General features: G+C 40.6%; 21 protein-coding genes. 8 read left to right on the top strand and 13 right to left on the bottom strand.

All coding sequences use genetic code 11. The features are described 5' to 3' along the window. Positions 1–35: 35 nt before the first annotated feature. The 11 genes from rodA to HX021_RS20495 form a co-directional block, all read right to left on the bottom strand. Entirely contained in the window at positions 36–1,301 is a 1,266-nt protein-coding gene (gene rodA, locus HX021_RS20445; RefSeq protein WP_286592459.1) for a rod shape-determining protein RodA, read from the bottom strand. Continuing rightward, positions 1,294–3,276, bottom strand: a complete 1,983-nt coding sequence (gene mrdA / locus HX021_RS20450; protein ID WP_286592460.1) for a penicillin-binding protein 2 — start codon at positions 3,274–3,276, stop codon at positions 1,294–1,296. The genes rodA and mrdA overlap by 8 nt, the downstream gene beginning before the upstream one ends. A gap of 26 nt (positions 3,277–3,302) precedes the next feature. Further along, complete coding sequence (locus HX021_RS20455) at positions 3,303–3,821, bottom strand: rod shape-determining protein MreD (protein WP_286592462.1); 519 nt, start codon at positions 3,819–3,821, stop codon at positions 3,303–3,305. Then, on the bottom strand, positions 3,814–4,656 hold the full coding sequence (gene mreC, locus HX021_RS20460; RefSeq protein ID WP_286592463.1) for a rod shape-determining protein MreC: 843 nt from the start codon (positions 4,654–4,656) through the stop codon (positions 3,814–3,816). Before mreC ends, HX021_RS20455 begins: the two co-directional genes overlap by 8 nt. Before the next feature lie 92 nt (positions 4,657–4,748). Next, complete coding sequence (locus HX021_RS20465) at positions 4,749–5,771, bottom strand: rod shape-determining protein (protein ID WP_286592464.1); 1,023 nt, start codon at positions 5,769–5,771, stop codon at positions 4,749–4,751. Positions 5,772–6,147: 376 nt separating this feature from the next. Beyond that, the gene (locus HX021_RS20470) at positions 6,148–7,452 is read right to left on the bottom strand and encodes an NAD(P)/FAD-dependent oxidoreductase (RefSeq protein WP_286592465.1); all 1,305 of its coding nucleotides are present in this window, start codon (positions 7,450–7,452) and stop codon (positions 6,148–6,150) included. Positions 7,453–7,705: 253 nt separating this feature from the next. After that, positions 7,706–8,038 carry a 2Fe-2S iron-sulfur cluster-binding protein gene (locus HX021_RS20475; RefSeq protein WP_286592466.1) on the bottom strand — a complete coding sequence of 111 codons (333 nt, stop codon included), beginning with the start codon at positions 8,036–8,038 and terminating at the stop codon, positions 7,706–7,708. A 2-nt stretch (positions 8,039–8,040) separates the two neighbouring features. Next, positions 8,041–9,045, bottom strand: a complete 1,005-nt coding sequence (locus HX021_RS20480; protein ID WP_286592467.1) for an NAD(P)/FAD-dependent oxidoreductase — start codon at positions 9,043–9,045, stop codon at positions 8,041–8,043. Continuing rightward, the gene (locus HX021_RS20485) at positions 9,042–9,485 is read right to left on the bottom strand and encodes a MarR family winged helix-turn-helix transcriptional regulator (protein ID WP_286592468.1); all 444 of its coding nucleotides are present in this window, start codon (positions 9,483–9,485) and stop codon (positions 9,042–9,044) included. Before HX021_RS20485 ends, HX021_RS20480 begins: the two co-directional genes overlap by 4 nt. A gap of 112 nt (positions 9,486–9,597) precedes the next feature. Then, on the bottom strand, positions 9,598–12,582 hold the full coding sequence (gene secDF / locus HX021_RS20490; protein WP_286592469.1) for a protein translocase subunit SecDF: 2,985 nt from the start codon (positions 12,580–12,582) through the stop codon (positions 9,598–9,600). A gap of 261 nt (positions 12,583–12,843) precedes the next feature. Beyond that, positions 12,844–13,317, bottom strand: a complete 474-nt coding sequence (locus tag HX021_RS20495) for a hypothetical protein (RefSeq protein WP_286592470.1) — start codon at positions 13,315–13,317, stop codon at positions 12,844–12,846. Between the two features lie 223 nt (positions 13,318–13,540). On the opposite strand from HX021_RS20495, the gene guaB reads away from it, so the two are divergent. The 5 genes from guaB (at position 13,541) to HX021_RS20520 (ending at position 20,819) form a co-directional block, all read left to right on the top strand. Further along, the gene (gene guaB / locus HX021_RS20500; RefSeq protein WP_286592471.1) at positions 13,541–15,016 is read left to right on the top strand and encodes an IMP dehydrogenase; all 1,476 of its coding nucleotides are present in this window, start codon (positions 13,541–13,543) and stop codon (positions 15,014–15,016) included. A gap of 144 nt (positions 15,017–15,160) precedes the next feature. Further along, the gene (locus tag HX021_RS20505) at positions 15,161–17,434 is read left to right on the top strand and encodes an ATP-dependent helicase (protein WP_286592472.1); all 2,274 of its coding nucleotides are present in this window, start codon (positions 15,161–15,163) and stop codon (positions 17,432–17,434) included. A 52-nt stretch (positions 17,435–17,486) separates the two neighbouring features. Further along, on the top strand, positions 17,487–18,269 hold the full coding sequence (locus tag HX021_RS20510) for a DUF4290 domain-containing protein (protein WP_286592473.1): 783 nt from the start codon (positions 17,487–17,489) through the stop codon (positions 18,267–18,269). A gap of 166 nt (positions 18,270–18,435) precedes the next feature. Continuing rightward, positions 18,436–19,761, top strand: coding sequence for a UDP-N-acetylglucosamine 1-carboxyvinyltransferase (gene murA / locus HX021_RS20515; RefSeq protein WP_286592474.1), 1,326 nt, complete (start codon positions 18,436–18,438; stop codon positions 19,759–19,761). Positions 19,762–19,883: 122 nt separating this feature from the next. Continuing rightward, a complete protein-coding gene (locus HX021_RS20520) occupies positions 19,884–20,819 on the top strand; it encodes a hypothetical protein (RefSeq protein WP_286592475.1) in 936 nt (311 codons plus the stop codon). A 60-nt stretch (positions 20,820–20,879) separates the two neighbouring features. Here HX021_RS20520 and HX021_RS20525 read toward each other — a convergent pair whose 3' ends face one another. Continuing rightward, the gene (locus tag HX021_RS20525; RefSeq protein WP_286592476.1) at positions 20,880–21,284 is read right to left on the bottom strand and encodes a DUF5606 family protein; all 405 of its coding nucleotides are present in this window, start codon (positions 21,282–21,284) and stop codon (positions 20,880–20,882) included. Positions 21,285–21,310: 26 nt separating this feature from the next. Then, a complete protein-coding gene (locus tag HX021_RS20530) occupies positions 21,311–21,769 on the bottom strand; it encodes a peptidylprolyl isomerase (protein WP_286592478.1) in 459 nt (152 codons plus the stop codon). Between the two features lie 168 nt (positions 21,770–21,937). Between HX021_RS20530 and radC the strand changes: the two genes are divergently transcribed. The 3 genes from radC (at position 21,938) to HX021_RS20545 (ending at position 24,037) form a co-directional block, all read left to right on the top strand. Then, positions 21,938–22,630, top strand: a complete 693-nt coding sequence (gene radC / locus HX021_RS20535; protein WP_286592479.1) for a RadC family protein — start codon at positions 21,938–21,940, stop codon at positions 22,628–22,630. A 16-nt stretch (positions 22,631–22,646) separates the two neighbouring features. Next, the gene (locus HX021_RS20540; RefSeq protein ID WP_286592480.1) at positions 22,647–23,396 is read left to right on the top strand and encodes a class I SAM-dependent methyltransferase; all 750 of its coding nucleotides are present in this window, start codon (positions 22,647–22,649) and stop codon (positions 23,394–23,396) included. A gap of 179 nt (positions 23,397–23,575) precedes the next feature. Continuing rightward, positions 23,576–24,037 (top strand): hypothetical protein, encoded by a 462-nt coding sequence (locus tag HX021_RS20545; protein ID WP_286592481.1) that lies wholly within the window; start codon positions 23,576–23,578, stop codon positions 24,035–24,037. Position 24,038: the final 1 nt, after the last annotated feature.

Consider the following 24,038-nt stretch of genomic DNA (forward strand, 5'->3'; position numbering starts at 1 on the left):
TTTATTGTTGGCTTTCAAATAGAAAAGGAGTTGTTTTAAACAACTCCTTTTCTATTTGAATCAAACTTCAGCATAATAAATAATAAGATCGTAAAACTCCATAACGAAGATCCTCCATAGCTTATGAAAGGTAAAGGGATCCCGATAACGGGTACGATCCCTATCGTCATCCCAATGTTGATGAAGAAGTGAAAAAACAAGATGGAGGCAACACCGTATGCATAAATTCGAGCAAATGCCGAGCGCTGTCGTTCAGCAATATGAATAATCCGAAGTAATAAGGTCAAATAGATCGCCAGCAGTGAAACTGAACCAACAAAGCCCCATTCTTCACCTACGGTACAAAAAATAAAATCTGTACTTTGTTCAGGTACAAAGTTGTACTTTGTTTGGGTTCCCTGCAGATATCCCTTTCCCCAGAACTGTCCTGATCCGATTGCTATTTTGGATTGGTTCAGGTTATAGCCTTGTCCCTTGGGGTCGTCCATTTTCCCCAAAATGATGTCAATACGATTGCGCTGATGGGATTGGAGCACATGATCGTAAACCAAGTCCACACATAATATAAATATAGCGCTTGCTGCAAAGAGGATGCTTAGGTTAATGATATACTTCCTCTTCTTGCGGAAGCTCCACATGAAAAAACCGATGATGGCAGCTAGGACTAAGATCAAAATCCAGGGATTGAACAGAAGGGCCAAAACAAACAGCAGGATACAGAGTCCACCAAATATTAATAATTCGTTATTCACATATCCTTCACGGTAAAAAACAAAAATTAACGAGAAGAAAGCCAGTGCAGATCCGGTATCAGGCTGTAGCATAACCAGAAATACAGGAAATAGCACGATTCCGGCACCCATGACAAGTGTTTGCATCGTGGGGGCCTTATTGCTCTGCGAACTCAGAAAATTAGCTAATAATAAACAGGTGGAAAGCTTTGCAAATTCGGACGGTTGGAGCCTGAAAAAACCAAGATCAATCCAAGCTTGATTACCGCCTACATTGCGTCCTACAACCAAAACAATGACCAACAGGATGGCTGTTATCCCATAAAATATCGGAGAAGCCGAACTGAAAAATTTAGCATCTATAATCAATATCGATACCCCCAGAATAATGGCTGAGATAAGATATAATGATTGTTTCCCATAATTGGTCCCTAAGGTAAAAAAATTAGGTTGTTCAGGATTAAATACCGCCGCCCGGATATTGAACAAACCGATGAGGCATAGTGATAGCCATAGGGTAATGGTAATCCAGTCGATCTTTCCAAAGAAACTATTTTTTTGATTATTCATATCTTCTCCTTACCGCGCTATGGTGAACAATTGTTTCTTTTGGTTTTATCAAAGCCGCCAGCTGACGTTTGGATTTTGTGGTATCCGTTTTTGATTTCACTGAATCAGCCTTCTTGACATCTTTACTTTTAGGATCTGCTACTTTTTTTGGAGCAGGCAGAAAATTTGCCTTATAGATACGATCCTGAATATACTTTGGTGTAGTAATCGTATCTTTTAGATATTTTTCGACCATCATACTGGCTATAGGTCCGGCCCAGGTGCCACCATAACCCGCATTTTCGACAAATACAGCAATGGCAATTTTAGGATTTTCGCGGGGGGCAAAAGCAAAAAATACGGCATGGTTTTCACCATGTGGATTTTGGGCGGTACCCGTTTTGCCGCACATTTCAATGCCTGGAATACGGTTTGACCAGGCAGTGCCCTCAGGCGTATTGACAGCATCGCTCATTCCCTGAATGACCACTGGATAATATTGTTCGTCTACCCCAGCGCTTATTTTCTCGGTAAATTCCTTTTTGGCAATTTTTTTTGCGCCAATACCTTTGATCAGGTGTGGCCTATAGTAAAAACCTTTGTTCGCAACGATAGCCATGATATTGGCCATCTGTAATGGTGTTATCCCCATTTCACCTTGCCCAATCGATAAAGAAATGTTGAAGCTTGACCGCCATTTATCATTCCCATATCGTTTGGTATAGAAATCAGAGGTAGGCAATAGCCCGGGTTTTTCACCCGGAAGGTCGATGCCCAATTTATGTCCAATCCCAAACTGTGTGACCGCATTTCGCCATAGGTCATAAGCTTTAGGACCGGAAAGACCACGACCATCAATCATTTTGGCATAAGTAAATCCATAATAAGTGTTGCATGATACTGCGACCGAACGTTGTAAGGTAGTTGATCCATGGTAGTGGGTACATCCCATCCATCCACGTCCACCACCGTAACTATAACCATGAGGACAGAAAAAAACAGTATTTCGGTCAATTACTCCGGCCTGTTGCGCCGTTAATGCGGAAACAACCTTGAAGACTGATCCCGGGGGATAAGAGGCCTGGATAGGCCTGTTGAAAAGCGGTTTGGTCTCATCCTTTAGTAATTTCATATAATTATTGCCGGATTGTCTGCCAACCATAAGATTGGGGTTGTAACTTGGACTACTGACGTAAGCCAGGATCTCTCCTGAGGCAGGTTCAATGGCAACAATAGATCCCAATTTATTTTTCATGAGGCTTTCTCCCAGGAGCTGAAGATCCTTGTCCAAGGAAGAGACCAGGCCTTCACCAGCAACAGCCAAGGTGTCGTATTTACCTTCCATAAAGATCCCCTTCGGGCGGTTCAGCGCATCTACCATTAAATTGTTGACCCCTCTTTTTCCACGGATCAGATCCTCATATGAACGCTCTACTCCACTACGGCCTATATAGTCACCACTCCGATAGAATCCGCCGGACCGTTCAATATCTTTTTCATTGACTTCACTTACATAGCCCAGAAACTGTGCGGCAATACTATCCGGATAACTTCTAATGGTTCTTTTTTGTACGTAAAAACCACGAAATTGATACTGGTACTCCTGATATTGAGCCCAGGTTCGGACTGAAAGTTGTTTTTCAAAGATGGAAGCCCGGTAGGGGGAGTGCGCCCTAGCCTTATCCATACGTTTGATAAAACCTGCTTTGTCAATGTCGATCAATTTACAGAATAAAGCAGTATCGATTTCTTTGACTTCACGTGGAGTAACCATCAAGTCGTATACAGGTTCATTCTGGACCAATACCTTACCTTTTCGGTCTAAGATGACACCCCTGGCAGGATAGACAATGACCTTACGCATGACATTGCTATTGGCAGAATGTATATAAGAGTCATCAATGATCTGTAAATAAAATAAACGTGCCACCAAGGTTAAGGCAATGGCGATAAAAATTCCGGATACGACGTACTTACGAGCAAAAAAACTATTCATAGAAATGAATTTCTATCCATCGATCACTACAACCGATCTTTCTTTTTGTAGAATAATATGCTAAATAATAGCATGATAATTACTGTAAATATACAACTTAAAACAATACTGAGCAGTGTATATTGAATGTGTTGGAAGGAGAATGATTCTAATAGGTACAAGAATGCATGATGGATTAATGCCCCAAAAAAGATATAAGAAAAAAACCAGCGTACATTCATCAATCCCAACATGGGGGTCAGCAAAGATTCACGTTCTTCGACCTCAAGTGTGATTTTCATGAAGAAAATCCGGAAAGCGGCCAGGGCCACACAGGCGGCTGTATTTACGCCAAGGGTATCATAAAAAGCATCTACTGTTAGCCCTGTCAGAAAGGCTATGAGGTAAACCATAAAATTGGGCGTAGCGGTCGGAAGAAGGAAAATAATCAGGATATAGGGAAATGCGGCAGCAAGGTTATAATAGCCTATATTTTGGAATAAAAACACCTGCATTCCAATCAAAACGATAAATCGAATAATATTAAAAATTAAAATTCTAGCCATTGTCCTTCGTCGATTCTTCCAGTGTTTTTAATTCATTGCTTAATTGATCCTTCACGACATAAACATGCTGTAAGTTGGAGAAATTTGTACTTAAAAGAATTCTAAGATCCAGGAATGCATCTCCGGAGGAGATACCCGTCTGAATGATTGTTCCCACAAAAATACCTTTTGGAAAATGCCCCGAATATCCCGAAGTATACACTTTATCCCCTTTATTTACTTTGACATGATTTGGGATTTCCTTAACCATGCCAGCACGATAATCGATATTGTTGCCCCAGATTAATGATCCGAAAACCTCAGTGTGCCCCAAGGTTACTGAGATGCGGGTATCCGGATGCAATAAGGACTGTACAGTTGAAAAGTGGGGTGAGACATTTAAGACAATACCTACAACTCCATTGGGGGCAATGACTCCCATGCCTTTCTCAATACCATCATTACTGCCCTTATCCAGTGTAATGGTATTGGCTTTTTGATGGATACTGTTATTGATCACCGTAGCAATAATGAATTGATAACGTCCAAATTCACTACTGTCGATGGCGGGTAAAGGAGCAATTTTTATACTGTCAGTTGATTTGTAATCCTGTAGATCCTTCCGCAGCTGCGCATTTTCTTTCGCTAAAGCTTCATTCGTCTCCCCCAAGTGCAGATAGCTTTTCCAGGAATTGACTTTGGCATAAAGACTGCCGATAACGCGATTGGATGAGTTGAGCACAGCGCTGCGCTGGTATGAGTTGTTGGTAATAATCAAAAATAATGAGAATCCAAAAAATAGGATAAACCAAAAGAATGCATTATATCGTCTTAGGAATAACCAGAGGTTTCTCATTGTTATAGCAGGTATTTAATAAGCAAGCGATATAATAGTTTTGCATATTATATCGCTCTTTAATAAAATATTGTTTAATTATTGAACGTTAATTATTGCATCAAGAATTTGAATCGGCCAATATTCTTAAGAGCAGTACCCGTTCCTCTCACTACCGCACGGAGTGGATCTTCGGCAATATGCACTGGAAGTTTAGTCTTCGCCTGAATACGGCGATCCAATCCACGTAATAATGCACCGCCACCAGTAAGATAAATTCCTGTTTGATAAATATCAGCCGATAATTCTGGAGGTGTGATCTCAAGAGCCTTCAAAATAGCTTCTTCAATTTTCGAAATGGATTTATCCAAGCAATGGGCAATTTCTGTATAAGAAACGGTAATTTGTTTAGGAACGCCAGTCATCAAATCACGGCCTTGAACAGCAAAATCTGCAGGTGGCTCCTGTAGTTCTGGCAGGGCAGCACCAACTTCAATTTTGATTTTCTCAGCGGTACGTTCCCCGATCATGATATTGTGCTGTCTACGGATATATTGAACAATATCAGAATCAAAATTATCTCCAGCCACCCGGATAGATTGGTCACATACGATCCCAGATAAGGCGATGACGGCGATTTCGGTCGTACCCCCACCGATATCGATGATCATATTCCCCATCGGTTCTTCTACATCAATGCCGATACCTACAGCAGCAGCCATGGGCTCATGAATAAGATATACTTCCTTAGCTCCTGCAATTTCAGCAGAATCACGTACGGCCCTCTTTTCTACTTCCGTAATACCAGAAGGGATACAGACAACCATACGGAGAGAAGGGAAAAACCAGCTCTTGCCATTATTGACCAATTTTACCATTCCTCTGATCAGGTGCTCTGCAGCCGTAAAATCAGCAATTACACCATCACGTAAAGGGCGTACTGTTTTTATATTGTCGTGTGTTTTACCTTCCATTTGCATGGCCTGACGACCAATGGCAATCACCTTGTTCGTGGTGCGGTCAAATGCAACAATAGAAGGTTCGTCCACTACTACTTTGTCATTATGAATTATTAGGGTGTTTGCAGTACCCAAGTCAATCGCAACTTCTTGCGTAAACCAATTAAATAAGCCCATTTGCTAATCCTTAAGCTATTTTAAAATAATATGCAAACCTACACAAAAAAAATTAATCTTTTTGAGGTTCAACATCAAAAAAAACTATATTCTGAAAGTAAATTCTAACTGGAAAAAACTGTCTTTAAATTTAACGAATATAATCTATAATTCTTACCTGTATGCCAACTTATTTTTATGAAAATACTTTCGTGCCAGAATCGAAAGATCGCTTCAGATCCGAAATTATCAATCGGTGGCCTGTCTACTTTTGGGTTCGGTTTGCAGCTTTAATTTTCACCTCATAAAAAAAACCTGGGTATGGAATGCCAGGGGTTTTTTATGAGGTGTATGAAAAAAACATAGTGATGTCTTTTCGATGTATTGGACAAAATAATTATACCGTTTTGCTTTCTTCTTCAGGGACCGGTTCATCATATTTATGAAAAATCAGGCGCACCCCACTATTTTTGGTGAAGAATTTGACGGTCCAGTTGACAAAGGTGACCAATTTGTTTCTGAATCCGTAGATGGACATTAGGTGAACGAACATCCAGGTCATCCATCCAAAGAATCCATTGAAATGAATTTTGCCCATATCTACGACAGCCTTATTGCGTCCGACAGTAGCCATCGATCCCTTATCGAAATAGCTGAATTTCTCCGTCGGCTGATTGGACATGGTTTGAAGAATATGTTTCGCCACATATGCTCCTTGTTGTTGCGCTACGGGGGCAACACCCGGTAGGCCACGAGGAAGATCATCTGTGATAAATGCGGATACATCACCAATAGCATACACGGCAGACATATCAATCACGCGGCATTGATCGTCTGTTTGAATCCGGTTGCCACGCTGGATGATTTCTTTCTTGAAACCATCCGGATACTGACCAGCAACGCCGGCACCCCAGATAACTGTTTTGGTCTCAATGCTCCTGCCATCGGCGAAAGTGATCGTGTTGCCATCATAACCCGTCACTTGCACATTCAACAGTACTTCAACACCCAGATCTTTTAAATATTTTTCAGAATCTCTGGAAGATTTTTCAGAGAGGTTTGCCAAGACTTTAGGTAATCCTTCAACCAGGTAAACTGACATCTCAGATTTTTTGAGTTCTGGATAGTCTTTCTCTAACACATTGTTCTTGATCTCGGCAATCGCACCAGAAAGCTCAACACCGGTAGGACCACCACCTACGATGACAAAGTTCATGTTAGGTTTACGGTCTGCCGGGTTCTCTATCCGTACAGCTTCCTCCAGGTTTTGAAGAACGTAACTGCGGATGTGGAGTGCTTCTTGAATATTTTTCATCGGCAGCGCATATTTCGTAATCTGCTGGTTGCCGAAGAAATTTGTCGTGGCGCCGGTAGCAACAACTAAATAATCGTATTCAAAATCGCCAACGTCCGTCCGGACAACTTTAGCTTCATTGTCCACACTTTTTACGTCTGCAAGTCTAAAATGGAAGTTATCCTGATTTTTAAACATCTTGCGGACAGGAAAAGAGATGGAGTCCGCCGAAAGGGTACCCGTAGCAACCTGGTACATCAATGGCTGAAAAGTGTGGAAGTTATTCCTGTCCAGCAGGAGAACTTCAACCTCTTTATTTTTAAGCTTTTTAGCAACTTCAATTCCTCCAAATCCAGCACCAATAATGATTACTCTTGGGAATTTCCTATTTGAACTATTGCTTGGCATATTTTTAATAGTTTGTTGTAAAAATTCGGTACAATCGAATTAAGCTGCAAATATCTTAAATTTTGAACCAAAAAACTAAAAAATATTTATTTATTACATCGATTATTTGTGAATTTTATTGTTTATGGGTCAATTTACCCCGATCAAAATGAGGTAGTGTTTTGGTTCTTAGTGTATTATGTACATTATGAAGCTGACTGAATAATTTGAATATAGAGGTCTTTCATTGTGTATTTTGTACACAATGAAAGACCTATTGCAAAGCCCCTTTGATCTTGATTTTCATCCCATTGTTTTGGGGCTGAAGATGTAATTGACAGGCGAGCCTGCTCTGTTCATCTGCATTTGGAAGGGTGTCCAGCATATCTAGTTCTTGATCACTTGCCGCCGTAAGCTGATCGAGCCCCGCAATAACTTCTATATGACAGGTCGCACATAAGGCCATCCCGCCACAGGTGGCTAATATTTCATAGTCAGAGGCCTTGAGGATCTCCATCAACGATAAGTTGACATCTGTAGGTACGGTAAGTGTATTTTCCGTGCCATCACGATCTACTACGGTTACTTGAATATTATAGTCTTCCATGGCTAAAAAGTATTGATACCGTTAACGGTTGTATATTTAAATGAGAGCTTTTGATCCGGATAAACGTATTTGAAAGCACTTTGGCACATCAGCGCAGCCTCATGATAGCCACAGAGGATGAGTTTGAGCTTACCTGGATAAGTATTGATGTCACCGATGGCATAAATACGTTCTATATTGGTTGAATAATCAAATGTATTGACTTCAATGGCACTTTTGTCAATATTTAATCCCCAGTCGGCAATCGGGCCAAGTTTCGGAGTCAGTCCATATAAAGGAATGAAATAATCCGCTCGGACAGCCACAGTTTCTTTTGCTTTATTGATGGTTTCAACAGCTGATAAGGTATCATTGCCATGGATATTCGTCAGATGGTGAGAGAGCAATAGGTTGATTTTACCCTGTTGTGCCAGCTGAAAGACTTTGTCGGCTGAATCCGGAGCCCCCCGGAAGGAATCGCTGCGATGGATCAATGTCACATGCTGTGCGATATCGGCCAAATGGAATGTCCAGTCTAGTGCCGAATCACCTCCTCCAGCGATAACAACGCTTTTATCATGGTATTTTGCAGGATCTTTGACTATATAATCCACGCCCTTCCCCTCAAATAGATGAAGATTAGGGATTTCGGGTTTACGGGGTTCGAAACAGCCCAGTCCACCGGCAATGACAATAACCTGTGCATGCACGGTGGTATTGTCGTTTGTGCTCAGGATAAAGGAACCATCCGCTTGTTTTTCGATATGCTCTACACGTTCACCCAAAGTAAAGGTTGGGGCAAAAGGTCTGATCTGCTCAAGTTGATTGTCAATAAGCTCCTGTGCGGTAATACTGGGGTATCCCGGTATATCGTAAATCGGTTTGTGCGGATAGATCTCTGATAATTGACCGCCGACTTGCGGTAAAACATCAATCAGATGGCACCTCATTTTTAAAAGCCCAGCTTCGAAAACAGCAAACAGACCCACAGGTCCAGCTCCGATGATACAGATGTCGGTACTTATCATAGTGATTGTACATTTAAGTTGTTATAAATTGTATTCAGAATCCTTGTAAAATCTTCAAAATCGCTATCGGTCAGATTTTCCCAAGCTTTCATTCGGATTTCCACCACCAAAGGGGAGAGCGATTCCACTTTAAGTTTACCTTCTTGTGTCAGGTGCAAGTATAAGCTCCGGCGGTCTGCTACGTCAGTGATACGTTCGGCTAGATTTTTTTTGAGCAGAATATCTACGATACGCGTCAAGGTGGGTTGGTCTTTTCCGCATCTTTTGGCCAATTCTTTCTGCGAAAGCTGCGCTGTTTCATATAAAGCTTTTAAGACAGTCCACTGGTCTACCGTGATGTCAAACCCCTTTTCTGCAAAGGAAGACTGGGCAAACTGCTTTACTTTCCTGGCTGTCTGGTCCAAGATAAAGGAATAGCGGTCAAATTTTTCGTTTAGCATACAAATATTTAGTATGACAAATATATTTAAAATATTTAGTGTGACAAGTAATTTGAATGTAATAAAAAAGGCGTCCAATCTGAACGCCTTTTTTATTATGTTTTTAGACTTGTTATGGTCTTACTACTTCCGCTTTTTTAGTAGCGTTACCTTGCGCCAAATGTTTTCCTTTACGTAAGTCGTATACAGAAGGGGCGGCCAGGATAATTGAAGAATAAGTACCGACGATAACACCGATCAAGATCGCAAATGAAAATCCGCGGATTACTTCACCTCCGAAGATGAACAGCACGGCAAGTACGAACACGATGGTCAATGATGTAATGATCGTCCTGCTCAAGGTAGAATTGATCGCATGATTGACTACTTCTCCGAGGTCCTGATTATGCGCATTCGGTTTAGAAACGAATTCCCGTAGACGGTCAAATACAACCACTGTGTCATTCACCGAGTAGGCAATTACGGTTAAGATTGCAGCAACGAAGTGCTGGTCAATATCGAGTGAGAAAGGTACAATACCATCCAATATCGAGAATAGTCCCAATAAGATAATCGCATCGTGAATGGTTGCGATGGCAGCACCTACAGAATATTCCCATTTGCGGAAACGGATCAAAATATAAGCTGCAACAATAATGATGGAGAAGATTGCTGAGCTCGTTGCTCTTGATTTGATATCCGAAGCAATGCTCGGACCAACTTTTTGAGAAGAAAGAATCTCATGTTTGTTGGAGGCATCTACTTTTGATAGTCCTTGGTTCAATTTATCCAATACCTCTTTATCAGCTGTATCGGAAGTTTCCTCGATATGATACGTAGTTGTCACCCGAAGTTGGTTCGATGCGCCAAATACTTTTACCTCTGTTGTTTTCTGGAAGATATCATCCAGGCTTGAACGTACAGCTTCCAAATCTACAGGTTTATCATAACGAATAGTATAGGTACGTCCTCCTTGGAAATCCACACCTAAGCTGAACCCTTTTGTGAAAATAGAAGCCGCAGAAACTAACACTGCAACAACCGATATGGCATAGAATACCTTACGCTTTTGAACGAATTTGAAGTTAGCATTGTGCAAGGTATTTGCAGACCAAGGGAAAGACACTTTGATCTTGATGTCTTTTTCCAGCATCCATTCAATGATCACGCGTGTTACAAGGATTGCGGTGAACAATGAAGTGATAATACCAACCATCAATGTTGTCGCAAAACCCAAGATCGGTCCACTACCAAACAAGAATAAGATGATACCGATCAAGAATGTTGTGATCTGCGAATCTAAGATGGAAGGCAAGGCATGCTTGTAACCATCGGCAACTGCTTGACGGATTGATTTTCCTAAACCGAGTTCCTCCCGGATACGTTCGTAAATAAGTACGTTTGCATCGACTGCGGTACCCATGGTCAATACGATACCAGCGATACCTGGAAGGGTGAGTACTGCATTAAGTGATGCTAATACCCCCATGATAATAAATACGTTTAGTAATACGGCGATGTTGGCTACGATACCCGCAGTGTTGTAGTACGCGATCATAAAGATCATCACGACAATGATACCGATTACTGCCGAGTTAATACCGGCATCAATGGCTGCTTGTCCTAATGTAGGACCTACAATGGCTTCTTCTACAATTTTGGCCGTAGTTGGAAGGCGTCCCGCTTTCAATACATTGGCCAAATCTTTTGTGTCTTCAACTGTAAATGAACCAGAGATAGATGAGCTACCATTAGGTATTTCACCGTTCACAGAAGGTGCTGAATAAACCACATTGTCAAGGACAATCGCAATCGCGTCTCTATTCTGAGCTGCTTTTGCAGTGATTTTTTTCCATTCGCGGGCACCTTCACTGTTCATTTGCATACCTACGACTGGTTGATTTTTTTCATCAAAGTTGGCCGTGGCATCGGTGATGACATCTCCAGTCAATACCGAACCATTGTCCTGACCGACTGCTTTGATGGCATATAATGAAAGCTGTTCTGGTGTTTTTTGTTCAGGTTTTACAGCCCATAAAAGCTTTAGGTTTCCAGGGAGAATTGATTTTACTTCTGGACGTTGCAAATAAGCATTTACTTTTGCAGTATCTTTTAAAGCAGCCATACCAACCATGGCACCAGGCATCAGGGCCATTTGTTGATTTTCACCCATATATACGGCTGGGCGCAATACCTCAAATAATGGATTTTTTTGGCCTAGATTAAGTGCGGCACTATCTTTTTGAGATTTGGCATCTTTTTGGCCTCCTGTTAGACTGGATAACAGATCATCCGATTTTTTGCTTGTATCTGCAGTAGCCGTTGTCGTTGCCGCAGTTGTTTTTATGGTGGCAGCTAAGGTTCTGTCAATATTTTCGAGTAATGGATAGACATCTTGGTTTGTGTAGGTCTCGTAGAACTCGAGTTTCGCTGAGCCTTGCAATAAGTTACGCACACGACTTTCATCCTTTACACCAGGCAACTCGATCAAGATCCGGTTCGTTCCCTGTTGAATCTGAATGTTAGGTGATGCAACCCCAAATTTGTCAATACGCGTACGCAGTACTTTATATGAATTTTGGATGGCATTGTCGGCTTCTTTTTGTAGGAATAATTCTACTTTGGAATCCGAATCACCTGGTTTAATTAAAGAAGCGTTGTCCTTTGTCGAAAAGAATGTGGAAAGTGGGGTGGAAGCTCCGATGGACTTGTATTCTTCCATAAATAAAGCTACGACCGTCTTTTGACTGGTTTTGCTCTTTGCGACAGCTTGCTCCAGTGCTTTGTTGAATTTTTCGTCCTTTGGATTATTCGCCAGATTGCGAATCAATTCATCCAACGAGATCTCCATGGTAACGTTCATACCACCTTTTAAATCCAATCCCAAAGCCAGTTCATTTGCTTTTGCTTCCCGATAGGTATATTTCGCAAAACCCAAATTGTATACTACTTCACCAGCCATGGAGTCCAGATAACTTTTTTCTTTAGCCAAGTCTCCTTTGGCAAAATTCTCAGCATCTCGCTCCACCTTGCGGGTCACCCAAGTAAATGACAGGGAGTATAGACACGCTAATGACACCACTATCACTAAAAGTTTAATCAGCCCTTTACCTTGCATCGTCTGTTATTAATTGTATTAATTTTAATGTTAAATACTGTTTATGTAATTGATAATTAGTTCTTGTTTAATCACATTTTACCAAGAATGGCAAAGGTATAAAATTTTTGTAGAATGAAAAGCTTTATTTATGCCAATTAGGTCAAAGGCATAAAATTAGAAGAATTGCTGAAAAAAAGAAATATTTAATCGATTTATTTTACAAAAAAAGCCTTACTCAAATTTGAGCAAGGCCTTTTCACTGTTTAGTTGTTATCTTAATTATCTCAATGTGTATTTGATACCGAATGAGAATGTAGAAGCATCAAAATCACTGTTGTGGTTCAATCTCCAGTCTGGTTTCCAGTCTGCATGGAATCCGATCGGAGCAGCAGGAATTTTAAATTCTAAACCCAATTGAGGTCTTAGACCTACAAGTGTGATGTTGTCGCCAGCGTCAACAAATGTCAATTGTGCACCCACACCAGCATACCAGCCTAAACCATTTACACCACGGAAAGGTCTCGCATGTTGCCAGTCAGCACCAACTGCAACGACATTGTCATCAAACATTACCTGTGCTTGACCATTGTTGGCTCCGCCCATAGATTGTTTGTATTGAACCCCCCAAAGATCACCACCTGTACCGTCAAAAACAACACCGATTGCAGCACGTTGTGGAGATTGAGCTTTTGCCTCTTGTGCACCAAATGCTAATGCTGCTACAGCAGCTAATGATAGTAAAGTCTTTTTCATAATTATCTTATCTTTAAATTTTCATTAATTAAAATTACTTTTCGTGTTACCGAAAGCAAATAGCTTGCCAAAAAACAATAAATACAGGAGTTTCTCCTTATTTTTGCTTAATTCATAACTTTTCTAATTTGTCTATAGATTGTAATTTGTATATTTTATTTTTTATTATTGCTTATTTTTCTTAAATTTGCCTGGCAAATAGAAAACCCAATACATATTTGCCATGCAATTAGATCCACAAAAATTCGTAGCAGAAGGTCTCACTTACGATGACGTCTTATTAATTCCAGCTTATTCTGAAATTTTGCCTCGCGACGTTGATACGAGCACCTCACTGACTAAAAAAATCAAATTAAATATTCCATTGGTTTCTGCGGCAATGGATACGGTAACTGGTGCAGATTTGGCTATCGCTATCGCGCAAGCTGGCGGTATTGGTATGTTACATAAGAACATGACTATTGCAGAACAGGCAGCCGAGGTACGCAAAGTAAAGCGTTCTGAAAGTGGGATGATCCAGGACCCCGTGACACTGCTAGCAACTGCTACGGTGGGGGATGCGTTCAATATCATGAAAGAACATAAAATTGGCGGAATTCCAGTAGTAAATGAAAGAGGCCAATTGGTAGGTATCGTAACCAACCGCGATCTACGTTTCCAAAAAGATATGCGCCGTCCGATTAATGAGCTGATGACCAAAGACAATCTTGTGGTTGCACCGGAAGGTACAGATTTGGTGAAAGCAGAAGAAATTCTTCAGAATGAAAAAATAGAGAAACTTCCGGTAGTCAATAATGAGGGAATTCTAAAAGGCCTGATTACGTTTAAAGATATTCAAAAATATAAGCATTATCCAAATGCAGCGAAAGATAGCCATGGACGTCTGTTGGTCGGTGCTGCTGTAGGTGTTACACCCGATACATTAGACCGTGTTGAAGCTTTAGTAAAAGCAGGCGTGGACGTGGTGACCATTGATACGGCACATGGGCATTCCAAAGGTGTTATTGATAAATTGAAACTGGTGAAATCCAAGTTTCCTGAATTACAGGTGATTGTCGGGAATATCGCTACTGGTGCTGCGGCAAAGGCCTTGGCTGAAGCAGGCGCAGATGCGGTTAAAGTAGGTATAGGTCCAGGTTCCATCTGTACGACACGTATTATTGCAGGTGTCGGTGTTCCACAGCTTTATGCTGTATATGAAGTTGCCAAAGCGCTAAAAGGAACTGGAGTACCTTTGATCGCCGATGGTGGTATCAAACAAACAGGGGATATCGCCAAAGCCATTGCTGCAGGAGCAAGCACCATTATGGCTGGGTCTTTATTTGCCGGAGTAGAGGAAGCGCCCGGAGAGACTATTATTTACGAAGGCCGTAAATTTAAATCATACCGTGGTATGGGCTCTATCGAAGCGATGGAAAAGGGGTCTAAGGACCGTTATTTCCAGGATGTGGAAGACGATATCAAAAAATTGGTCCCAGAAGGTATTGTTGGACGTGTTCCTTACAAAGGCACATTGGCAGAAGTCGTGTACCAGTATATCGGGGGATTGCGTGCTTCAATGGGCTATTGCGGTGCTGCAACGATCGAAAAATTGCAGGAAGCACAATTTGTCCGGATTACAGGAGCAGGGTTGAGAGAGTCTCACCCACATAATATCTCGATCACAAAAGAAGCTCCAAACTATAATAGCAGAGGTTAAACACAAGTGAATACAATAATAATCCGACGAATTTACATCGTCGGATTTTTTTGTGCAAAAATATTGGCACGATTTCCACAGTGATCGGGAGGAAATTTGTACTTTTATACCCTATTCTGAGGTTTTAAAATTTAAGGAGTTAATTTGGATTATTTAGCGGGTTTAAACCCTTCACAACGAGGAGCCGTAGAGCAAACAGAAGGTCCTGTCATGATTGTTGCAGGAGCCGGTTCAGGAAAAACACGGGTGATTACTTATCGTGTAGCACACTTGATTCAAAAAGGTGTCGATCCATTCAATATCTTGGTATTGACATTTACCAATAAAGCAGCCAAAGAAATGCGAGAGCGTATCATGTCTGTTGTAGGAAGAGAGGCGAAAAACATTTGGATGGGAACTTTCCACTCCGTTTTCGCAAAAATACTCCGGGTCGAGGCCGAGTTAATAGGCTATCCCAGAAACTTTACAATCTATGATACCGATGACACCAAAAGCTTACTGCGTACCATCCTTAAGGAAATGAACCTGGATGATAAGCTCTATAATGTGAATCATGTTTATGGCCGAATTTCTCAAGCCAAGAATAATCTGATATCACCACAAGAATATAATAAGAATGAGGCGATATTGGCCGAGGATATTTCCAATGGTCGTGGCCAATTGGGACAAATCTATATGACCTATGCGCAACGTTGCTATCGTGCTGGAGCTATGGATTTTGATGATCTTTTATTCAAAACAAACGTTCTCTTGAATAAACATCCCGAGGTGCTGCACAAATATCAGCATCAATTCCGTTATTTGATGGTGGATGAGTATCAGGATACCAACTTTTCCCAGTATCTAATAGTCAAACGACTGGCTGCTGTCAATGAGAATATTTGTGTCGTTGGTGATGATGCTCAGTCGATATATGCTTTCCGTGGTGCCAATATTCAAAATATATTGAACTTCCAAAAAGATTATCCGGATGTGAAAATCTTCAAACTGGAACAAAATTATAGATCAACCAAAATGATCGTTAATGCGGCAAACTCAGTGATCGCCAATAATCAGAATCAATTGGAAAAGAATGTTTTTTCAGATAATGAAGAAGGGGAGAAAATTAAAGTTTCCCGTGCTTTTTCCGATAATGAGGAAGGAAAGATTGTTGCAGATCTGATTGTAGAGGAAAAATCATTAAAAGGACTTAATTATAAAGACTTTGCCATCCTCTATCGGACCAATGCCCAGTCCAGAGCGATGGAGGAAGCATTGCGCAAGATCAATATACCTTATAAAATTTATGGGGGCACTTCTTTCTACCAACGGAAAGAGATCAAAGATCTGATTGCTTATTTTAGGCTTACTTTCAATCCTAATGATGAAGAAGCATTAAAGCGTGTGATCAATTATCCACGTCGGGGCATTGGAGATACCACCATTGAAAAAATTATGATCGCTGCAGATCAAAATCAATATCGTATCTGGGATGTTGTGGCAAATGCAGCCCATTTTTTGGATGGCCGCAGTGCAAGCTCCGTCGGCGGTTTTGGGCAGATGATACAGAGCTTTCAGGCTTTGGCCAAAAATAACAATGCCTTTGATACGGCCATGCATATCGCACAACATTGTGGGATATTGAAGGAGCTCTATGAGGACAAATCCGTGGAAGGGTTGGCACGTTATGAAAATATCCAGGAACTGCTCAATGGTATCAAAGAGTTTTCAGAGCGGGAAGATATTGAAGATCGTGGCCTCGATGTCTACATGCAGGATATTGCATTATTGACCAATGATGACAACGATAAAGATCCCAATGCAGATACTGTTTCGTTGATGACCATACACTCTTCCAAAGGTTTGGAATTCCCGATTGTTTTTATCGTTGGTTTGGAAGAAAACCTATTTCCATCTCAGTTGTCACTGAATTCCAGGTCCGAGTTGGAAGAAGAACGAAGACTTTTTTACGTCGCGGTTACCAGAGCTGAAAAAAAATTACTACTTTCGTATGCTACTTCGCGATATCGTTGGGGAACGTTGAATAATTGTGAACCCAGTCGTTTTTTGGATGAATTGAATCCCGCCTGTCTGGCCTTGGATTTTAAACCACGGCAGACTTCAGCCTCGACTGGAGGGTTTCAGGGAGAACGGATCACTTGGCAACAGAAAGGTGGTGACGATGTGTTTTCAAAACCGAAGCCAAAGGTTAAAACAACCTCAATACTGCCGAAAGCCCACAAGCCTACTGCGGGTTTTGCTCCTTCAGATACGTCAAACCTTCAAGTCGGCATGGAAGTTGAACATGAACGCTTTGGATTTGGAAAAGTTGTCAATCTCGAAGGAAACAAAGGAGATATAAAAGCAACTATTTTCTTTAAAGAGTTGGGACAGAAACAATTGTTGCTTAAATTTGCAAAACTTAGAATAATTCAATAATAAAATACCAAAACGGCGTCTTGACCGTTAAATAGGTAGTTATATTAGCTATATGAACTTTGATTACAACAGCACTAGACCAAAATTGATCCTTGCAGAATATGGTCGCAATGTGCAAAATATGGTAGATTACATCTGTACTTTGCCCACAAAGGAAGAACGAAATAAACATGCTCAGATCGTTATCGATATGATGGGGGTATTGAACCCGCACTTGCGTGATGTGTCTGATTTTAAACACAAGCTTTGGGATCACCTGCAGATTATCTCTGATTTTAAGCTCGATATTGATGCCCCATATCCCATCGCTACAGCTAAAAGTGTCAAGCATGAAGTGGAACATTTGGGCTATCCACAGCACTCTATCCGATTCAAACATTATGGATTTACGGTAGAGAAGATGATTGAGAAGGCTCTGAAGGTGACTGATGAGGCGAAAAGAGAGCAGATGGTGGTCGGCATAGCCAATTTTATGAAAATGGCATATCTGACCTGGAATAAAGATTCTGTTTCGGACGAATTGATTCTTCAGGATCTGAAAGAATTGTCCGGTTATCAGTTGAGCTTACCAGAAGGTACGGTATTGACTAAGCTTGATTTCAAAACTCCGCCTCCAGGAAACCGGGTAAAAGGTACAGCCAATAGCAATACCAGCGGAAATAATAACAATAACAATAATAATAACGCTTCTGGTCATCAGGCAAAAGGAGGAAATAAACCCCGGATGACCAATAACAGTAATAATATGAAGCGGAATAATTTTGGTGGAAGCAATAATAACAACAATAACAGAAATCGAAGACCTCAGAATAACTATAATAATAAAAGAGGCTAGTCTTTAGTTTATTGTTTAAGGCAGTAGGCAATTGCGAAGTGATTAAAAGATTTCTTTACAATTGCCTTCTTTTTTTCTGGAAGTCCCCGTTGAGCAGGGACAGTTTCATCAAGTTAAGAATCGATATAAAACGATTTTAGTGTATAAGAAGATATCAGTTATATAAATGAATGCATTTGAAATAATCGGTGGAAAACCATTAAAGGGAGAGATTATTCCACAAGGAGCAAAAAATGAAGCCTTACAGATTCTGTCAGCAGTTTTGCTAACAGAAGAGCCCATGACGATCAGCAATATTCCAGATATTAAAGATGTCAATAAGCTGATTGATTTGTTGGCTGCATTAGGAGTCAAGATTAATCGCATAGATAAAGACACATACGTTTTTGAGGCAAAGGATATTAATATAGATTATTTTCAATCACCTGAGTTTAAAGAAAAGGGCGGCGGACTGCGCGGCTCTATCATGATCGTAGGGCCACTTTTGGCACGATTTGGGAAAGCTGCCATACCAAAACCTGGGGGTGACAAGATTGGTCGTAGACGCTTGGATACCCACTTCTTGGGCTTTGAAAAACTAGGCGCTAAATTCGTTTACGATGCATCTTCTCATTTTTTCAATGTCGATGCGACAGAATTAAGAGGTAGCTATATTTTATTGGATGAAGCTTCCGTGACCGGGACCGCAAATATTGTGATGGCAGCAGTATTGGCCAAGGGGACGACCACGATCTACAATGCCGCATGTGAGCCCTACTTGCAGCAGCTGTGTAAAATGCTGAACCGTATGGGAGCCAAAATATCAGGTATCGGATCTAACTTACTGACGATTGAAGGTGTTGAGCGCCTTGGTGGAACTTCCCATCGCATGTTGCCCGATATGATCGAGATCGGATCCTTTATAGGCCTGGCCGCTATGACAGGTTCAGAAATTACGATTAAAGATGTTTGCTTTCAGGAATTGGGTGTGATCCCATCCGTATTTTCACGTCTGGGTATTAAGTTTGAATTGAGAGGAGACGATATTTTTATTCCAGCTCAGGATTCTTACGAAATCGATACATTTATCGATGGATCGATCCTAACGATTTCCGATGCACCATGGCCAGGTTTCACTCCTGACTTGTTAAGTATCATTCTCGTGGTGGCTACTCAGGCCAAAGGAAATGTACTGATTCACCAAAAAATGTTTGAAAGCCGGTTATTCTTTGTGGATAAGTTAATTGATATGGGGGCTCAGATTATTTTATGTGATCCACACCGTGCTACTGTGATCGGTATGAATAAATCTCATCACCTGAGAGGCATAGAAATGACATCCCCCGATATCCGCGCGGGTGTGTCTTTACTGATTGCCGCCCTATCTGCGAAAGGCAAATCTGTGATTCATAATATCGAACAAATTGAGCGCGGCTATCAAGATATCGAAGAACGCTTGCGTAAATTGGGAGCTGATATTAAGCGTATAGACGTAGAACCTAAAGGACATTAGGTATTTCATGATACCATAATATAAGATTGAGCAAAGCCTCGGAGATAAATTCCGGGGCTTTTGTGTGATATATGCTCCAAATACGGTAAATTTGCCTATTCTACATTTAATCAATAATAGATATGAAAAAATATCTAAGTAAATATGCCATGATCACTTTCGCTGTGGGCATATTATCTCTTTTCCAGTACTGTCAATCTTCAGGTCATCAGGAAGAAAAGCAACATGAAGAATCCAATACAACCACTGATATTCGATCTTCAAAACGGATCCATTCGGCCTCGATAACGCAAAAAGTTACCTTCCCCAATATGCCTTTCGAAAAATTGATGCGATTGATGGATCTGACAAATAAGAACTCGCCCCTGCAACTCCAGCAGGCCATTGCAACATTACCGGCTTCTGAAAAGCGCAGGACGGATAGTTTCAATATCGAAAATCCCGTTCAACAAATGGAACTCCTACTGGCTCCATTGCTGATGATGGAAATTAAATTTGATCAAGAGCAGGCTCACAGTAGCAGTGCAGGTCTAACTTATCGATTGCAGCATCATATTAGATATAATGATGATTCGGGAGAAGCTTTTATCGCTAACCAGAAAGATCCGGCAGTTCATGTAAACTTTAGTTACAATAAACAGGATCTTGGGGGACTTGCCCATCTACAGGTGCCGATAAATCCAAAGGACTATATGATAGACAAGACTGGCAAAACCAAAGAAATCGCAGGAATAACTTGCCAGCAGGCTATTTATCACAAGATTGATCAAGATGATAAAACACTCCCTAAATTTGTGATCTGGAAGAGTCCCCGAATCCCAAAAGGTATCAACCGCTTATATCCTTATGTATTCAGTGAAAATGAAGGGATCTTAGAAATAGATGCTTATCTCAATCAGGATGAAAACTCCCTGCTGCGTTACACAACGACAGCAGTTTTGGAAAGGGATTTTGAACCCCATGCATTTGATGTGCCCGGTTCACCTATTGACTTTGGAAAACAATTCAACCAGGACAGCTTAAATAATAAAATACTGGATGTTATATTGCATCAATAATACAAAAGGAGCTGGTACGGTTATATCAGCTCCTTTTGTATTTTTAGCGTAATGCCCTGATTACATTAAAGGAGCCGGAGCTTCTTCTTCAAATAAAGGAAATTCCTTAATAATATTATACCAGGTAATGATTTTTTTAATGTCTGAAGTATAGACACGTGATTCATCATGACCCGGGGCCACTTCACGGAAGAAATCCCTTAAAACAGTGCCGTCAGATTTCGTGTCAGGCAATGTAATGCCTTTTTCTTTGATCGTTTCAAAAATATCCAATAAACGAATTTCTTCTTCTTCACCATAAATAGTGATATCTTCCAATGTTGCCATTTTCGTAGAGGATAAACTGACCACGGATTTAATTTTGGCTTGATCAAGTGTTTCTAAAATAAAACCACCTTTATTTTGTCCAACTAGTTTGAACAATCCTGGTTTACCAGTTACAGATACTAATGCTCTTAAATTCATTTTAATCTCTTTTAAATTTCCAAGAATTAATCTTCGATAACTTCAATTGCTAAAATTCGGTCTCCTTGTCTGATATCATCAACAACGTCTACATTTTCAATTACCTTTCCAAAGCAAGTATGGTTGCGGTCTAGGTGAGCTGTATTGTTGCGGCTATGACAGATAAAGAACTGAGAACCGCCGGTATTACGGCCTGCATGCGCCATTGATAGCACGCCTCGGTCATGATATTGGTTTTCACCCGTTAGTTCACAGTCAATTTTATAACCAGGGCCACCAGTTCCGGGGATGCCAGCAGCACCTTCACGTGAATTCGGACATCCACCTTGGATAACAAAATCAGGAATAACACGGTGGAAAGCCAAACCGTCGTAATAACCTGACTTAGCAAGTTTGATGAAGTTAGCTACTGTATTTGGAGCATCTGCGGTGTAGAATTCCACAGTCATGTCGCCTTTTTCTGTTTTAATAATCGCTTTACTCATATTCAAAAATTTTTATGAAATACAAAGATAAGGTTTCAGAGTGAAATGTGAAGTAATTCAGGATCCCCAATTTTTTTTAATTGATCTATCGAGGGTCCTTTTTGTACAATACGAATACGATAATGTTTTGTATATTTATGTGTATTAGCCAATTATATTAAAAGGTCAATGTCATACAAATTAGTCATTAGGGAATGGTCTGAAGCAGATCGCCCCCGAGAAAAGTTATTGAACCAAGGGCGGAGGACCCTTTCTGATGCCGAATTATTGGCGATCCTGATCGGTTCCGGATCACCAGGTGAAAGTGCTGTTACACTTTGTCGGCGTATATTGGCCGATGCCAAAAATAGCTTGGACATGCTATCAAAAATGGAAGTCAATGAACTGAGCCATTACAAGGGGATTGGTAAAGCCAAAGCGATCACCATTATTGCCGCTTTAGAACTCGCCCGCCGTAAGAAGGAAGCACCAACAGAAGAAAGAAAGGTGTTAAATAGCAGTAAGTATGTCTATGATTTTATGAAACCCATATTACAAGATTTACCCCATGAGGAGTTTTGGACAATTTATTTGAATACAGGTTGTAAAATCTTAGATAAACAACTGATTGGCCGGGGAGGAAATGATTTTACACCTGTGGATGTACGGATTATTTTGAGAAATGCCTTGAGTACCAAAGCCCATGCTATTGTATTGATTCACAATCATCCATCAGGGACTTTGCAACCGAGCTATGCTGACAAAATTTTGACGCAAAAAATTGTTGAAGCAGCAAAAATTATGGATATTAGGGTAAATGATCACCTGATTTTTACAGATAATGGATATTATAGTTTTCGAGATGAAGGTGCAATGGCATAGCTATAACAAATGATATATGAGCAAAAACAGTATTGAGCGGTTTACCAATAGGGTTGTCGATTACGAAAAGTTCAGGCCGAGCTATCCAACGGAAATTATTCAGGTGCTTAAGGAGCAGATCGGATTGGATAAACAATGGCTGGTTGCTGATATAGGAAGTGGTACAGGCTTATCGACACAGTTATTTCTGGAAAATGGGAACGACGTTTTTGCTGTTGAGCCTAATCGGGAGATGAGAGAGTCGCTGGTGCATCATTTCAAAACCTATCGGAATCTCATCGCATTGAATGCCACTGCCGAAGATACTTCCATTGATGCCGGTTGTGTGGACTTAATTTTTGCAGGACAATCCTTTCATTGGTTTGACCGCGAGGCTTGTCGGAAAGAATTTAACCGTATTCTTTCAAAAAATGGTCATATCGTTTTGGCCTGGAATCAGCGTGATCCTGAAGATGCGTTTCAGCAAGAGTATGAGCAATTTTTGCGCCATCATATTCCAAGTTACCAATCAGTAAGCCATAAGAATATAACAGAGAACGACCTTCGGCAATTTTTTGCCGATCGGCCAATGACCAAAGTAACATTGCCCAATCAGCAAATTTTCGATTTGAAGTCTTTTTTGGGGCGAGCACGTTCTTCTTCCTATTTCCCAAAAGAACAGGATCGAAATAAGAATCTATATGATGGCTTACAGACACTGTTTGAGAAATATGCGATTTCTGAACGGATTGTATTCCGCTATATCACCGAGATCTATATTAGCTAGGTTAGGCCCCTCGGAATTTGTAAAGCCTCCTTGGTTGCATTTTTTCGTTTCCAGTCACCTATAAAACAGTTAAACATCAAACTAGCTTACCTCTTATAGTTAAAAAAATGTTAAAGATGAAAAGAGAAGCCGGAGATGGCATTTTATTTGGATGTACTTAAATCATAAGTAAAAAAGATATGTTTGGAGTTGAATTAATAATCTTTAGACGTTGTTTATGGTTACTGCCATTTTTTGTTTTGGTCAGCAAAGCAGACGGTCAACAGTTGGCTTCTTTCACCAGTTCGGAGGGAGTTTTTCAATTTACAAATCGTTGGGTAGAACCTTTTTTTCCTTTAAATGTTGAGACTGATCTTGTTACTATGGAATTAGGAGGAAAAAATGGAAGGGCGGATCTGGGTGAAAGTAAGTATTTTACTGGTAAAGGTATTAAAGAAGTACCCATGGCCTCAACACGTAAGCCCTCAGGACACGAAACCGAGCCAGAGATTAAGTACTCCGCTTCAAGTTCAGGGGCTTTGTACCGCGTAGCACTGGATAAACAGACCGATGAACGTTACCAAGGTAAACCTGTTTTTGTAGATGATAATGGGGTAAAATATATAATTGATTCGAAATATAAAAAGAAAATAGTTAAGTGAT

This window comes from Sphingobacterium sp. N143 (genome assembly GCF_030325625.1).
GTDB lineage: Bacteria > Bacteroidota > Bacteroidia > Sphingobacteriales > Sphingobacteriaceae > Sphingobacterium.

Coding starts and splice junctions, on each gene's coding strand:
- HX021_RS20470 (WP_286592465.1), bottom strand. CDS start 7,452: ATGCCAAGCAATAGTTCAAATAGGAAATTCCCAAGAGTAATCATTATT.
- mreC (WP_286592463.1), bottom strand. CDS start 4,656: ATGAGAAACCTCTGGTTATTCCTAAGACGATATAATGCATTCTTTTGG.
- HX021_RS20475 (WP_286592466.1), bottom strand. CDS start 8,038: ATGGAAGACTATAATATTCAAGTAACCGTAGTAGATCGTGATGGCACG.
- HX021_RS20545 (WP_286592481.1), top strand. CDS start 23,576: ATGTTTGGAGTTGAATTAATAATCTTTAGACGTTGTTTATGGTTACTG.
- HX021_RS20480 (WP_286592467.1), bottom strand. CDS start 9,045: ATGATAAGTACCGACATCTGTATCATCGGAGCTGGACCTGTGGGTCTG.
- HX021_RS20540 (WP_286592480.1), top strand. CDS start 22,647: ATGAGCAAAAACAGTATTGAGCGGTTTACCAATAGGGTTGTCGATTAC.
- guaB (WP_286592471.1), top strand. CDS start 13,541: ATGCAATTAGATCCACAAAAATTCGTAGCAGAAGGTCTCACTTACGAT.
- mrdA (WP_286592460.1), bottom strand. CDS start 3,276: ATGAATAGTTTTTTTGCTCGTAAGTACGTCGTATCCGGAATTTTTATC.
- secDF (WP_286592469.1), bottom strand. CDS start 12,582: ATGCAAGGTAAAGGGCTGATTAAACTTTTAGTGATAGTGGTGTCATTA.
- HX021_RS20525 (WP_286592476.1), bottom strand. CDS start 21,284: ATGAATTTAAGAGCATTAGTATCTGTAACTGGTAAACCAGGATTGTTC.
- HX021_RS20495 (WP_286592470.1), bottom strand. CDS start 13,317: ATGAAAAAGACTTTACTATCATTAGCTGCTGTAGCAGCATTAGCATTT.
- HX021_RS20485 (WP_286592468.1), bottom strand. CDS start 9,485: ATGCTAAACGAAAAATTTGACCGCTATTCCTTTATCTTGGACCAGACA.
- radC (WP_286592479.1), top strand. CDS start 21,938: ATGTCATACAAATTAGTCATTAGGGAATGGTCTGAAGCAGATCGCCCC.
- HX021_RS20455 (WP_286592462.1), bottom strand. CDS start 3,821: ATGGCTAGAATTTTAATTTTTAATATTATTCGATTTATCGTTTTGATT.
- HX021_RS20465 (WP_286592464.1), bottom strand. CDS start 5,771: ATGGGCTTATTTAATTGGTTTACGCAAGAAGTTGCGATTGACTTGGGT.
- HX021_RS20520 (WP_286592475.1), top strand. CDS start 19,884: ATGAAAAAATATCTAAGTAAATATGCCATGATCACTTTCGCTGTGGGC.
- murA (WP_286592474.1), top strand. CDS start 18,436: ATGAATGCATTTGAAATAATCGGTGGAAAACCATTAAAGGGAGAGATT.
- rodA (WP_286592459.1), bottom strand. CDS start 1,301: ATGAATAATCAAAAAAATAGTTTCTTTGGAAAGATCGACTGGATTACC.
- HX021_RS20510 (WP_286592473.1), top strand. CDS start 17,487: ATGAACTTTGATTACAACAGCACTAGACCAAAATTGATCCTTGCAGAA.
- HX021_RS20530 (WP_286592478.1), bottom strand. CDS start 21,769: ATGAGTAAAGCGATTATTAAAACAGAAAAAGGCGACATGACTGTGGAA.